The organism is Clostridium acetobutylicum ATCC 824 (genome assembly GCF_000008765.1).
Lineage (GTDB): Bacteria > Bacillota > Clostridia > Clostridiales > Clostridiaceae > Clostridium_S > Clostridium_S acetobutylicum.
On record NC_003030.1, the window covers coordinates 148,858 to 162,500 of the forward strand.

At 35.2% G+C, this 13,643-nt stretch carries 10 protein-coding genes and 2 rRNA genes (1 of these 12 running past the window's edge); 7 read left to right on the forward strand and 5 right to left on the reverse strand.

Going from position 1 to position 13,643, the window contains the following annotated elements; all coding sequences use genetic code 11:
- Positions 1-52: 52 nt before the first annotated feature.
- A complete protein-coding gene (locus CA_RS00780) occupies positions 53-223 on the reverse strand; it encodes a hypothetical protein (protein WP_010963469.1) in 171 nt (56 codons plus the stop codon).
- Positions 224-631: 408 nt separating this feature from the next.
- Here CA_RS00780 and sfsA point away from each other — a divergent pair, with 408 nt between their 5' ends.
- Complete coding sequence (gene sfsA / locus CA_RS00785; protein ID WP_010963470.1) at positions 632-1,324, forward strand: DNA/RNA nuclease SfsA; 693 nt, start codon at positions 632-634, stop codon at positions 1,322-1,324.
- 56 nt (positions 1,325-1,380) lie between these two features.
- Positions 1,381-1,905, forward strand: coding sequence for an NAD(+) diphosphatase (locus CA_RS00790; RefSeq protein WP_010963471.1), 525 nt, complete (start codon positions 1,381-1,383; stop codon positions 1,903-1,905).
- A gap of 33 nt (positions 1,906-1,938) precedes the next feature.
- Here the strand turns inward: CA_RS00790 and CA_RS00795 are convergent, their stop codons facing one another.
- Positions 1,939-3,126, reverse strand: a complete 1,188-nt coding sequence (locus CA_RS00795) for an ABC transporter permease (protein ID WP_010963472.1) — start codon at positions 3,124-3,126, stop codon at positions 1,939-1,941.
- Complete coding sequence (locus CA_RS00800) at positions 3,107-4,063, reverse strand: ABC transporter ATP-binding protein (RefSeq protein WP_010963473.1); 957 nt, start codon at positions 4,061-4,063, stop codon at positions 3,107-3,109. The genes CA_RS00795 and CA_RS00800 overlap by 20 nt, the downstream gene beginning before the upstream one ends.
- Positions 4,064-4,552: 489 nt before the next feature.
- Between CA_RS00800 and CA_RS00805 the strand changes: the two genes are divergently transcribed.
- The gene (locus CA_RS00805; RefSeq protein WP_010963474.1) at positions 4,553-5,239 is read left to right on the forward strand and encodes a hydrolase; all 687 of its coding nucleotides are present in this window, start codon (positions 4,553-4,555) and stop codon (positions 5,237-5,239) included.
- 151 nt (positions 5,240-5,390) lie between these two features.
- Positions 5,391-5,558, forward strand: coding sequence for a hypothetical protein (locus tag CA_RS00810; RefSeq protein ID WP_013913504.1), 168 nt, complete (start codon positions 5,391-5,393; stop codon positions 5,556-5,558).
- 452 nt (positions 5,559-6,010) lie between these two features.
- On the opposite strand, the gene CA_RS00820 is transcribed toward CA_RS00810, so the two are convergent.
- Together CA_RS00820 and CA_RS00825 are read right to left on the reverse strand one after the other, a co-directional pair.
- Positions 6,011-6,676 carry a DUF4230 domain-containing protein gene (locus tag CA_RS00820; RefSeq protein ID WP_010963476.1) on the reverse strand — a complete coding sequence of 222 codons (666 nt, stop codon included), beginning with the start codon at positions 6,674-6,676 and terminating at the stop codon, positions 6,011-6,013.
- A gap of 20 nt (positions 6,677-6,696) precedes the next feature.
- The gene (locus tag CA_RS00825) at positions 6,697-7,857 is read right to left on the reverse strand and encodes a class I SAM-dependent methyltransferase (RefSeq protein ID WP_010963477.1); all 1,161 of its coding nucleotides are present in this window, start codon (positions 7,855-7,857) and stop codon (positions 6,697-6,699) included.
- A 248-nt stretch (positions 7,858-8,105) separates the two neighbouring features.
- Between CA_RS00825 and CA_RS00830 the strand changes: the two genes are divergently transcribed.
- From CA_RS00830 to CA_RS00840, 3 genes are all read left to right on the forward strand, one after another.
- Positions 8,106-9,044 (forward strand): GNAT family N-acetyltransferase, encoded by a 939-nt coding sequence (locus CA_RS00830; protein WP_010963478.1) that lies wholly within the window; start codon positions 8,106-8,108, stop codon positions 9,042-9,044.
- A gap of 436 nt (positions 9,045-9,480) precedes the next feature.
- Positions 9,481-10,986: ribosomal RNA gene (locus CA_RS00835) — 16S ribosomal RNA — on the forward strand.
- Between the two features lie 180 nt (positions 10,987-11,166).
- Positions 11,167-13,643, forward strand: a 23S ribosomal RNA gene (locus CA_RS00840) (it continues 429 nt past the right edge of the window).
- The 16S and 23S rRNA genes sit together here, the layout of an rRNA operon.

A 13,643-nucleotide genomic window follows, 5' to 3' on the forward strand; every position in this document is an offset into this window, starting at 1 on the left:
TATTTTAAAGCAGTTTGTTTTTTTGTAGTATAAAACGCATATAAGATAAGGATTAGTTGTTATGTGACAATTTAGAGCGCTTTGTAAATTTCTTACCATTGCTCCTTGAACCGATTTTTTCACCATCGATTATTCCTATGTCATCACCTGATTTAGGGAACATTTTTCTTAATTCTGCATTGGATTTGTCTCTATCCCTTTGCCTGTATTTGTTATTGTCCAAGATAAACTCCTCCTTTGTAGGATTCATTCTTAATTAATTTAACCTAAGTTCTTTTAATTTATACAAAAAATTATTGGAAAATGATAGTAAGGGGTGCTTTGTGTATAAATTAAAGTTATTAACAATAATTATGAGTAGCAGTTTACAAATGAGTGCATATGTTGTATAAATAAAGTACTTAAATGTCAATATATTGTGGTGTTGATATTGTGGATAACTTATGCACATGTTTAATGTCAATTAACGTATAAAAATAGGTTGTTTGGGAGGTACTGTTGAAAAAACATATAGTTATCAACAGCTAAATGTTCATAAGTAGGCAAAAATGTGGATAACATAAATTTATAGTGGGTTATAATATAAATTTAATATTAAAATCTGTGGATTATTATAAGGAGGAAAATGTAATTGAAGATAGATAATATGACGAAACTTGCCAAATTTGTAAAAAGGCCAAATAGATTTCAAGCATATATAGAATTAGAAGGCGAAGAAATGATGGTTCATGTACCCAATACCGGAAGATGCAGGGAAATATTACTTCCAAATTGTACTGTGGTACTGCGAGAGGAAAATAATCCAAATAGAAAAACTAAATATGATTTAATTGGAGCATATAAGGGAGAAAAATTTATAAATATAGATTCTCAAATTCCTAATAAAGTTGTTTATGAGGCGCTTTACAATAAGAAAGTGGAGAGCTTAGCTAAATATAATATTATAATGAAAGAAAAGACCTTTAAAAACAGCAGATTTGATTTTAGATTGGAAAATGATGAGGGAGAGGTTTATTTCCTGGAGGTTAAGGGAGTAACACTTGAGGATAAAGGAGTTGCTAGATTTCCAGATGCACCAACTGAAAGAGGAGCAAAGCATTTAAAAGAACTTGTTGAGGCCAAAAAAAGCGGATATGGGGCAGGTGTATTATTTCTTATGCAAATGGATAATATAAGTGAGTTCAGACCACATGATGAGATGGACAAAATGTTTGGAGAAGCACTTAGATATGCAGCAATAAATGGTGTAGATGTGATGGCTTACGAGTGTTCTGTTGATGAAAAAAGTATAACTCTTACAAAGAGTGTTAAGATAGTTCTTTAAAATTTCATAATAATAAATTATAATTGGTTTATTAAAGCATTGATGGAGGATTTATTATGAAGTACGAGTATTGCCCTATATGTGGGAAAAAGCTTGAAAAAAAGTACAGCTATGATGAGGGAGATGTGCCTTATTGCCAAAAAGACAAAATTATGTTCTTTGATGTACCTAAACCATGCGTGCTAGTAGCAGTTATAAAAGGACAGGAAATTTTGTTGTTAAAACAGGAGTACACATTTAAAGACTCAAAAATATTAGTTTCTGGTTATGTAGCTAATGGTGAAACAGTTGAGGAAACTGTAGTTAGAGAGGTTAAAGAGGAGGTAGGTATAATTGTAGAGAAACCCGAATACCTGGGAAGTTACTATTTCAAACCTAAAGAATTAATAATGCTTACCTTTATGGTTAGGTATGTATCCGGGGAAATAACCAAATCGCAAGAGGTAGATGAGGCTTACTGGGTAAATATGAGAGATGTTCTTCAAGAAATGAATGAAGACAAAGTAGGCAAGGATGTAGTTAAGAAGGTATTTAAGAGAATAGGATATAACGAAGAGAAGTATTTACATAAAGAAAAATAGGGAATTACCATTAAGGTAATATCCCTATTTTTATTATACAGTCATATCTTTTTTCTTGAATGAATAATTAGCTATTCCGTAACATAGTATAGTAAAGATAATTAAGTATATAACTCCAAATATAGCTGTTGTGAAGGTAAGCCCTGAAGTTGAAGGTATACTATTTGTAAGTATATCGTAAGGCGAACCATAGTTAGTAAACAAGAATGGCATAATAACATGCAAAGCTGATATTTGAGAAATTATATTTAAAGCTATTACTATCATTATACTTAATGTCATAGATAAAACGCTGCTTCTTAAAACAACTGATAATAGTAAGAAGAAAGAACAGCAACCTATAATAAATAGTATCTGGAATAAGAACATTTCTATTAAGAATTGCCAAAGAGGAATTACGTATGAACTTCCTAAAATAGGTATAAGTCCTGTGCTGTCCTGTGTAAGTTTAATTCCAGAATTCATATATTTAGTTCCTACAAGTACTGGGTAGCTAGGATTATCGAAGCCGTAAGCTATACCGGTTATTAAGTAGGTTATAAGTTCTATTAAAAGTATTATAGCAATACATGATATAGCAGAAGCTATAAACTTTGAAGCCAATATTTTTGCTCTGCTAGCTGGTTTTGATAAAAGAACTTTAATTGTAGGAGGTGTATATTCTCCAGATACAATATCAGCAGAGAAAATTGCTATAATAATAGGAATTAGTATGTAGCCTATAAGCTTTAATAATGATTGCAAAAGCTGAAATGTTGATAAGCTATTGTTGTCTTGAGGCTTTATATTATGATTTAAAAGGTACTGATAAAATACTATTTGCTTATTGTATGATTCCTTTGCAGTGTTTTCGGTAATATCAGCAGCCTGATTCTTCTCATCTTTAAGAGAATCTATAGTGTTTTTTAATTGTTTTTTCCAATTTGAGTTACCTTGATTTTTGCTTTGTTGATACTGTTTTATTTGCTCATCCAATTGAGATATTTGTTGGTCATATTGCTGTTTTAAGGTTGCATCCTTAATATTTTTTTCCTTTGATTGTAATGATGATTTTGCATCTTTATAATATTGAATTGCAGCATCAGGTGTACTTGCCTTCTGCATTTTCACATAAACAGCACAAAAACCAATACATATTAGTGCAAATACAATTGTGCATATAATGTATTTTCTTTTATACCTTAACTTAATAAATTCGTTTTTAATGAGATTCCACATCATTTTTTCCTCCATTTACAAGTTCAATATATCTATCTTCAAGATTCTGTTGTCTCTTATAGATTTGTTCAATTCTAATCTTCTTCTCTGCTAAGCTTGAAGTGATATCAGGAACAGAATCCAGTTTTGCTTTTGCTTCGAAAGTGTAAATACCATTACTTTCATCTGCTAGTTTAAAGTCGATAATAAATGAAATTTCTTTTAATGCTTCGGTACATTTATCTTTTTCTTTTGTCATTATAACAACATTTTCAAAAGATTCAGTTTTGTGATCTTTGTTAGTTCCTTTTAATGTTTCAAAGGATTTTATTATTCCTCCATCTATAAAAGCAACTCTGTCACAAAGTTGTTCTATTTCTGAAAGGATATGTGATGAAACAAAAATAGCCATTTTGTTTTCTTTTGCTTGTTTTTTCAAAAGGTTTCTGAACTCGATTATTCCGGTAGGATCAAGACCATTTGTAGGTTCGTCTAGTATTAAAAGCTTTGGTTTGCTGATTAATGCTTCAGCAAGGCCTAAACGCTGTTTCATACCTAAAGAGTATTTTTTTACCTTTTCATCAAGTCTTCCACTTAATCCAACTGTATTACCTATTTTTTCGATATCTTCTTTAGTTATATCTTTGTAGAATCTAGCTACCTGTTCTAAATTTTGTCTTCCTGTAAGGTAGCTGTATAATTCTGGGTTTTCCACAACAGCACCTACACAAGAAAGAGCTTCTTCTGCTTCCTTAGTTATATCGTGGCCTGAAATCATTACAGAACCTTTATCTGGAGTGATTAGCCCTACGAGCATTTTAATTGTAGTAGTTTTACCTGCTCCATTACGGCCTAAAAAGCCTAAGATTTCTCCTTCTTTTATAGAGAAACTTATACCTTTAATTATTTCTTTATTACCCAGCTTCTTGTATAAGTCTGTTACCTCAAGTACGTTTGACATGAGTTATCCTCCTTTATATTGATTTGCTTATTATTAATAAATTAATTTACCTTTAAATATTGAAAAGGATTTTTTTACAGTATAAAGTTTATATAAATAATTAAACTATTACTATTAAAATAGTAACTTGAAATGCATAAAATGTCAATGTGTAACAAAAGATGCAAATTAGTAAAAAAAACTTTTAACATTTAGTAAAAATGTACTTTAAAAAAATGCATATGTGGGTAAAATGTTGTAAATAAGGCTTTTTATAAAAAGTTATTTGAAAATACAGCTACATTAATAATTCTAACGATTAAAATTATTCAAATATACTTAATAAAAAATTAATATATATAAATATCCATAATTTTGAAATTTGATATTGAAAATTATATGAAAAATAACTATAATTAAATAACTTAATAAATATATTAAGCTTCGGCTTAGCAATGAAGTAGGCAATATATCTAAATATTTATATAAAGAAGGGGGAAAGAAAAAACTATGACTAATAACGATAAGAATAAGAAAATTGTACCTGAAGTAAAAGGAACACTTAGAAGCCATATGATTGAACTGCCAGAGGTTATTAGAAACGCCACAGGTATAAGGGTTTTTGGCAAAAGACTTAAATCTTTTGTTTTTTCAACAGACGTTGCAGTAATAAGAAACACTAATGCAGATGCTGTAATTGCAGTCTATCCCTTTACTCCCCAACCAGTTATAACTGCGGCTATTGTGCTTGCAGCTGATGTTCCTGTATTTTGCGGTGTGGGTGGTGGCCTAACAATGGGCAAGAGAGTTGTAAATTTAGCTTTAGATGCTGAATTTAAAGGGGCTATGGGCGTTGTAGTTAATAGTCCTACACCCAATGACATTATTAGAGAAGTTAGAGAGACCATAGATATTCCTATAATTGTTACTGTTGTTTCTGAATATGAAGATGTTCAAGCAAGGATTGATTCTGGAGCTACAATATTAAATGTATCAGGTGCTAAAAGAACCTCTCATATAGTAAGAAGTATAAGAGAAAAGTTCCCTAGCATTCCCATAATAGCAACAGGAGGTAATAATGAAGCATCTATAATTGAGACTATAGAGGCTGGAGCAAATGCTATAACGTATACTCCACCAACAACTGGAAAAATATTTGGAGATACAATGAACAGCTATAGAAAGAAATTTGAGTAGAAGTATAAAACTTTATATATTCTAAGGTATGGGGCTTCAAAAGTATGAACTTAGGTTATTTTTTAGTAATTATATATAGAAGGAATCAATTCACTTTTGAAGAAACCCATTGAAATTGACTATATTTACGTAAAAATAAGAGGTGAAGAGCATGATAGCTGAAGGAAATAATTGCAAACATTGTGATGAATTTAAGAACAAAGCATGTAATGGAGAAGTTAATGACTGTATGTGTAAGAAGTGTCCAAGAAACTTAGGACAGTGTATAGTTACAAAGTATTGTAGAGAAACTGAATCAATTATTTATATTAATACATAGGGCACAACAAGAAAAATAGCAATAAAACGTTATCATAACGTGGTAATAAAAAATAAAATGATATAATAGGCTAAAATAGCAAAAAATCGCTAGATATTAAGATTGATGAAAAATTATGAAGATGATATAATGTAAACGTAATCAAGAATGATTGCACAAAGTAATTGTTTTAAATGCTAGGGGATTCTAAAGTTATTTAATTAGTAGGAGTTCAATGTTATATGTTAAGGTTTTTATTATGTGGGTGGTAAAAACAAAAGCATATTTCTTAGAGGCTCTTACAGGTTTCCAATGTAAAAGGGGTCTTACATTGGAAGGGCGCTTTAACTTTGTCGGCGGAAATATAACATATATGGATGACAAGGTTAAAGCAAGTTTTTTAGGGTTTAATTTAGGGAGTTTAATATAAAATAAAAGCTGTTATTTTAGGGATAATAACAGCCTTTATTTTTTTATTTTTTGAATTTTATGTTCAGATAATATTTAACACCGCTATTGTCTAGTATAGAATTTAATATGTTCTTTATAGATTTTTTTGAGTTTGAAAGAGCTTTATTATAATACGTATCTTCTAGCATTTTAGTGCTCATATCTTTTTTTACATTTTGCATAATAGCTTCATGCTCTTCAGTAGTTAATTTTATTTCGCCAAATCTAAAAAGACCGTTATCGGTTTGATATTGTGTTTTACTATCATCAATATTTATAGATTCTATTTGTGGGGTTGAAACATTAAGAGTTATTATTCTACTTTTGTTGTCTATACTTATATTCTCATTTTTTAAATTAGATAAGTCAATGGAATAAGTGCCTGTACCAGTAAAAGATATATTTTGTAGCTTCTTAAAGATATCAAGATTTCCCCAGCTATTATCAATAGTTACTTTTTCACTTATCTGTGCCTCTGTTGTTATAAGCTTTTGTTTTTGTTCTATTTTTTTTATTAAGGTTTCCTTACTTATAAATTTTTTAGAAATGTCGTCTGCATCTGCAACTACCCAAGGTTTAGACTGGGATGTAGACATTTTATTAAAAACCTTATAAGCAGCAAAGAAACCAATTAGTATACATAAGAACATTATTATAAAGAAAGTTTTCTTTTGTACTTTTATTTTCAATTTAATACCTCATTTCTTAATTAGTAGGTTTGAAGAAAATCATATAATGCTGGATATACGTTTAAATCAGCCATTAATTTCATATATGAGTCCATTGCTTCTTCATTTGAATCAGTCTTTTTTATGGCTCTAATAAGTAAGTTCTTAGGTGTTTCAAGAGGAGATATGTATTCTACTGGAGTTACATCATACCCCTTTGCCTCTAACATAAGACTTCTCATTCCGTCTGTTAACACATCTGCAAATCTTGCTTTGAAAATACCATGCTTTAATATATCTTTAAATGGTTCATAACTATATTGAGATAACATCTCCTTGTGACAGCAAGGTACAGCAATAATAGCATCACTTTCTAACCTTATGCCAAGAGCTAAAGCCATATCTGTAGCAGTATCACATGCGTGAAGAGAAATAACCATGTTAATCTTTCTATCTGGTTTATAGTCATGTATATCCATAGCGTAAAAATCCATATTTCTATACCCGAGTGTTTGGGCTATAGATTTTGATTTTTGGATTACAGCTTCAGATATATCAATGCCTATAAAACTACACTTTACTTTTTTTACTTCTGTAAGATAGTAATTAAGAGCAAAGGTCAAGTACGATTTTCCGCAGCCACAGTCTAGTATGGTAATATGTTTATTTCTAGATATTGAATCCAATGTGGAGTCTATTAACTCAATAAAGTGATCTATTTGATTGTACTTTCTTATTTTGTCGTTTTTCACCTTATTGTCCTTTGTCATTATATCTATGGCTTTTAATAAATCATTTGCTGGGCCGATTTTTATAAGGTAATTTCTATTTAATAAGGTTGAAGTTTTATCTTTCTCACTAGACTTTTCTATTATATTGATGTTTTTTATATTAACGTTTTTATCATCAGCGGTAACAAGTACATTTGTTCCACGTTCGCTATAAATAAGTTCTAAAGAATCATAAGACACACAATTATTAATTATGGCTTCAATTAAAGAATCTATAGTGAATAAATCGGTTTTACCATTAAAATTAAAAGCGAGTTTATTATCGTTACTGTAAACAGCCTTTCCTGTAAAATGCTTAAGTCCTGAAGTGTATGTTATAGTAATTTCTTTAAAAATAGCCTCATTCTCTAGAAATCTATTTTTTATTCCAGATAATATTAAAGTTAATTTAGATAAATTCTTCTTATTCATATTTTAGCACCGTCCTTGAAATGTGGTTAAATATTTAAATTGATGTTATTTATATAAGATTCACTTTGGTTTTCATATATCAAATATGTTACAAAATTAAGTTAATTATTCATTTAGAAATCCTATAATAAAAATGTAATTATATTTTATCATATTATGTATGTATATGATATAATTTAAAATGTGCGTTTGTTGCATAATAGAGTTAGAAATTTTAAAAATATTAGTGAAAATTGGGTGAAGGTCATATGCTAAAAGGCAAATATACAAAAATTGAAAAAGTAAATGGTGTGGAGAGGGAATACCTTATAACTGATAAATACGGTATAACAATAGGAAGAATATTTATAGTGGATTTAAACAAAGATAATAGATTCTGTATGTTTAGAATGAAGATATATAAGCAAGGTAAAAGTATAAATACATACATTAAAGAGATCTTATCTGTTTTCATGGAGTTCCTATTTAAAAGTAATGATATCAATAAGGTAAATATAATTGTAGACGAGGAAGTAAGCACACAGCCGTTTGTTGAATTAGGATTTGCTTTTGAGGGAATTATTAATAAAAGTATTATTGAAAAAAATGTACTTAAAGATGAGTTTTTATTTGGAATGGATTATAAGAACTATAATAGTGATAGAATAAATGTTTTTAAGCTATATGGTAAAAGTATAACACTAAAAGTATTGACGCCAGAGGATGCTGAGAATATGCTTCAATATTATATTAAAAATAAAGAGCACCTAAAGCCTTTTGAACCCGAGAGAGAAGAAAGTTTTTATACGTTTGAAGCACAAAAACAGATGCTTATAGAGAATTATAAGCAATTTATAAATGGTGAAGGTACTAATTTTGGAATTTATAAGGACGCTAAGTTAATAGGTAAGATTCAAATATCCGGTACAATATATGGAGTATTTAAAAGTGCAATAATAGGATATTCTATTGATAAAGACTATCAAGGAAAAGGGTATATGAAGGATGCACTTAGAGTTGCAGAAGCATACGCTTTTAATGTTATGAATTTGCATAGAATAGAAGCATCTGCACTAGTAGATAATTTGAGATCACAAAATGTTTTAATTGGATGTGGTTTTGAAAAATTAGGAATAAATAAAAACTATCTATTTATAAATGGAAGATGGCAAGATCATATAACCTTTTATAAAACCAATAACAATTAAAGGGGTATATAGGTATACTATAAGAAGAAAAATTTAATGATTTAGAGAATTTCAATATAAACTTAGCCTTGAGTATCAGTAGAGTTTAAATGTAGTAAACGTAAAGAAAGGCTAATTAAACAAAGATAATTTGTAATAATAAGATATAAGACTAAGAAACTGTTTTAAAAAAAGTAGTACTATATTACATGTCGTCACCGAGAACTTGTTTCTTACAGTATTAAACATTTTTAAAATATTAAATAAAAGATGTTGACAAAGTTAAATGATGATGATATTATGTATAAGCTGTCTAGTGCAGCGGATAATTGAACTTTGAAAATTAAACAGAGAATTAAAGAACCAGCAATTCTTTTGAATAGAATTTATTCTATTTAAATAAATTTAGCGATGAGCTAAAGGAATACAGACTAGCATCTGTATTATATCAAACTTTTAAATTGAGAGTTTGATCCTGGCTCAGGACGAACGCTGGCGGCGTGCTTAACACATGCAAGTCGAGCGGGGAACTTCGGTTCCCAGCGGCGGACGGGTGAGTAACACGTGGGTAACCTACCTCATAGTGGGGAATAGCCTTTCGAAAGGAAGATTAATACCGCATAATACTCGAGAATCGCATGATTCTTGAGCCAAAGGATTTATTCGCTATGAGATGGACCCGCGGCGCATTAGCTTGTTGGTGAGGTAACGGCTCACCAAGGCTTCGATGCGTAGCCGACCTGAGAGGGTGATCGGCCACATTGGAACTGAGACACGGTCCAGACTCCTACGGGAGGCAGCAGTGGGGAATATTGCACAATGGGGGAAACCCTGATGCAGCAACGCCGCGTGAGTGATGAAGGTCTTCGGATCGTAAAACTCTGTCTTATGGGACGATAATGACGGTACCATAGGAGGAAGCCACGGCTAACTACGTGCCAGCAGCCGCGGTAATACGTAGGTGGCAAGCGTTGTCCGGATTTACTGGGCGTAAAGGATGTGTAGGCGGATATTTAAGTGAGATGTGAAATCCCCGGGCTTAACTTGGGGGCTGCATTTCAAACTGGATGTCTGGAGTGCAGGAGAGGAAGGCAGAATTCCTAGTGTAGCGGTGAAATGCGTAGAGATTAGGAAGAATACCAGTGGCGAAGGCGGCCTTCTGGACTGTAACTGACGCTGAGGCATGAAAGCGTGGGGAGCAAACAGGATTAGATACCCTGGTAGTCCACGCCGTAAACGATGAATACTAGGTGTAGGAGGTATCGACTCCTTCTGTGCCGCAGTTAACACAATAAGTATTCCGCCTGGGAAGTACGGTCGCAAGATTAAAACTCAAAGGAATTGACGGGGACCCGCACAAGCAGCGGAGCATGTGGTTTAATTCGAAGCAACGCGAAGAACCTTACCTAGACTTGACATCTCCTGAATTAGTCCGTAATGGATGAAGTCCCTTCGGGGACAGGATGACAGGTGGTGCATGGTTGTCGTCAGCTCGTGTCGTGAGATGTTGGGTTAAGTCCCGCAACGAGCGCAACCCTTATCATTAGTTGCTAACATTTAGTTGAGCACTCTAGTGAGACTGCCCGGGTTAACCGGGAGGAAGGTGGGGATGACGTCAAATCATCATGCCCCTTATGTCTAGGGCTACACACGTGCTACAATGGTGGGGACAAAAAGATGCAATATCGCAAGGTGGAGCAAAACTCAAAACCCCATCCCAGTTCGGATTGTAGGCTGAAACTCGCCTACATGAAGCCGGAGTTGCTAGTAATCGCGAATCAGAATGTCGCGGTGAATACGTTCCCGGGTCTTGTACACACCGCCCGTCACACCATGAGAGTCGGCAACACCCGAAGCCCGTGAGGTAACCTTTTGGAACCAGCGGTCGAAGGTGGGGTTGATAATTGGGGTGAAGTCGTAACAAGGTAGCCGTAGGAGAACCTGCGGCTGGATCACCTCCTTTCTAAGGAGTCGACATGGAAATGTAATTTCCATGAAGGTTCTTTGTTCTCTGTTTAATTTTGAGAGTTTAATTCTCTCTAAATTTGTACTTTGAAAATTGCATAGTAATCAATATAGAGTAATACTCTAAAGCAAGGCAAAGTTAATTCTTTGTTGTTTGAATTTAAATATATTTACTTAAGGTCAAGCTACAAAGGGCGCATGGTGAATGCCTTGGCACTAGGAGCCGATGAAGGACGTGATAAGCTGCGATAAGCTTCGGGTAGGCGCAAATAGCCTGTGAACCGAAGATTTCCGAATGAGGAAACTCTCATGGGTAACCCCATGAACTGTATACTGAATTCATAGGTATATAGAGGTAAACCCGGGGAACTGAAACATCTAAGTACCTGGAGGAAGAGAAAGAAAAATCGATTTCCTTAGTAGCGGCGAGCGAAACGGAAAGAGCCCAAACCGGAAACTTGTTTCCGGGGTTGCGGTCAGATCATTAAGGCTTTATATCTTAACCGAAGATTTCTGGAAAGTTAAACCATAGAAGGTAATAGTCCTGTAGGTAAAAAGAGAAAAAAGCCCGATTTGTACCAGAGTACCACGAGACACGTGAAACCTTGTGGGAAGCTGGGAGGACCACCTCCCAAGGCTAAATACTACCTAGTGACCGATAGTGAAGAAGTACCGTGAGGGAAAGGTGAAAAGAACCCCAGGAGGGGAGTGAAATAGAACCTGAAACCGTGTGTCCACAACCGATCAAAACACGTTAATGTGTGATGATGTGCTTTTTGTAGAACGAGCCAGCGAGTTACGGTATGCAGCAAGGTTAAGCACTTAAGGTGCGCAGCCGAAGGGAAACCAAGTCTGAATAGGGCGTATAGTTGCATGCTGTAGACCCGAAACCGGGTGACCTATCCATGGCCAGGGTGAAGCGGAAGTAAAATTCCGTGGAGGCCCGAACCACAATGGTGTTGAAAAACCATGGGATGAGCTGTGGATAGGGGAGAAATTCCAATCGAACTCGGATATAGCTGGTTCTCCTCGAAATAGCTTTAGGGCTAGCGCCATGAATGAGTACCGGAGGTAGAGCACTGAATGAGGTAGGGGCTGACAACAGTTACCGAACTTTATCAAACTCCGAATGCTGGATACTTGAATCATGGTAGTCAGACTGCGAATGATAAGATCCGTAGTCAAAAGGGAAACAGCCCAGATCACCAGCTAAGGTCCCAAAGTATAGATTAAGTGGTAAAGGATGTGGGATTTCTAAGACAACTAGGATGTTGGCTCAGAAGCAGCCATACATTAAAAGAGTGCGTAATAGCTCACTAGTCAAGAGATCCTGCGCCGAAAATGTCCGGGGCTAAAATCTAACACCGAAGCTGTGAACTTGTACTTCGTACAAGTGGTAGAGGAGCATCCTGTATGGGCTGAAGTCGTACCGAAAGGAGCGGTGGACTGTACAGGAGAGAGTATGCTGGCATAAGTAGCGAGAACTAAGTGAGAATCTTAGTGGTCGAAAACCTAAGGTTTCCTGGGGAAGGTTCGTCCGCCCAGGGTAAGTCGGGACCTAAACCGAGGCCGAAAGGCGTAGGTGATGGACAATCGGTTGATATTCCGATACCGCAGAGTAACGTTATGAGAAATGGGATGACGCAGGAGGATAGGATATGCGTACGTTATTGGAAGTACGTCTAAGCACTGAGGATGAAAGATAGGAAAATCCGTCTTTCGTTAAGTCTGGGGTGTAATGGTGAGGTAGTTTACTACCGAAATATCTGATTTCATGCTGCCAAGAAAAGTCTCTATCCAGGAGCTCTGTGCCCGTACCGCAAACCGACACAGGTAGGTGAGGAGAGAATCCTAAGACCATCGGAAGAATTGCTGTTAAGGAACTCGGCAAATTGACCCCGTAACTTCGGGAGAAGGGGTGCCTACGAGAGTAGGTCGCAGAGAATAGGCCCAAGCAACTGTTTATCAAAAACACAGGTTTCTGCTAAAGCGAAAGCTGAAGTATAGGAGCTGACGCCTGCCCGGTGCTGGAAGGTTAAGGGGAATGCTTAGCGCAAGCGAAGGCATGAACTTAAGCCCCAGTAAACGGCGGCCGTAACTATAACGGTCCTAAGGTAGCGAAATTCCTTGTCGGGTAAGTTCCGACCCGCACGAATGGCGTAATGATTTGGGCACTGTCTCAACAGCAAATCCGGCGAAATTGTAGTGCAAGTGAAGATGCTTGCTACCCGCGATTGGACGGAAAGACCCCGTAGAGCTTTACTGTATCTTAGCATTGAATCTCGGTATTGTCTGTACAGAATAGGTGGGAGACTTGGAAGCAGTTCCGTCAGGGATTGTGGAGTCGTCTTTGGGATACCACCCTGACAGTACTGGGGTTCTAACCGGAGGCCATGAAACTGGTCACGGGACATAGCTAGGAGGGCAGTTTGACTGGGGCGGTCGCCTCCTAAAAAGTAACGGAGGCGCCCAAAGGTTCCCTCAGCGCGGTTGGAAACCGCGCGTAGAGTGCAAAGGCAGAAGGGAGCCTGACTGCGACACAAACAAGTGGAGCAGAGACGAAAGTCGGGCTTAGTGATCCGGTGACACCTCGTGGGAGGGTCATCGCTCAACGGATAAAAGCTACCTCGGGGATAACAGGCTGATCTCCCCCAA

Excerpts from the sequence above, each read along its gene's own strand:
- CA_RS00800 (WP_010963473.1), bottom strand. The coding sequence starts at position 4,063 with ATGTCAAACGTACTTGAGGTAACAGACTTATACAAGAAGCTGGGTAAT.
- CA_RS00830 (WP_010963478.1), top strand. The coding sequence starts at position 8,106 with ATGCTAAAAGGCAAATATACAAAAATTGAAAAAGTAAATGGTGTGGAG.
- CA_RS00795 (WP_010963472.1), bottom strand. The coding sequence starts at position 3,126 with ATGATGTGGAATCTCATTAAAAACGAATTTATTAAGTTAAGGTATAAA.
- CA_RS00825 (WP_010963477.1), bottom strand. The coding sequence starts at position 7,857 with ATGAATAAGAAGAATTTATCTAAATTAACTTTAATATTATCTGGAATA.
- CA_RS00790 (WP_010963471.1), top strand. The coding sequence starts at position 1,381 with ATGAAGTACGAGTATTGCCCTATATGTGGGAAAAAGCTTGAAAAAAAG.
- CA_RS00805 (WP_010963474.1), top strand. The coding sequence starts at position 4,553 with ATGACTAATAACGATAAGAATAAGAAAATTGTACCTGAAGTAAAAGGA.
- CA_RS00810 (WP_013913504.1), top strand. The coding sequence starts at position 5,391 with ATGATAGCTGAAGGAAATAATTGCAAACATTGTGATGAATTTAAGAAC.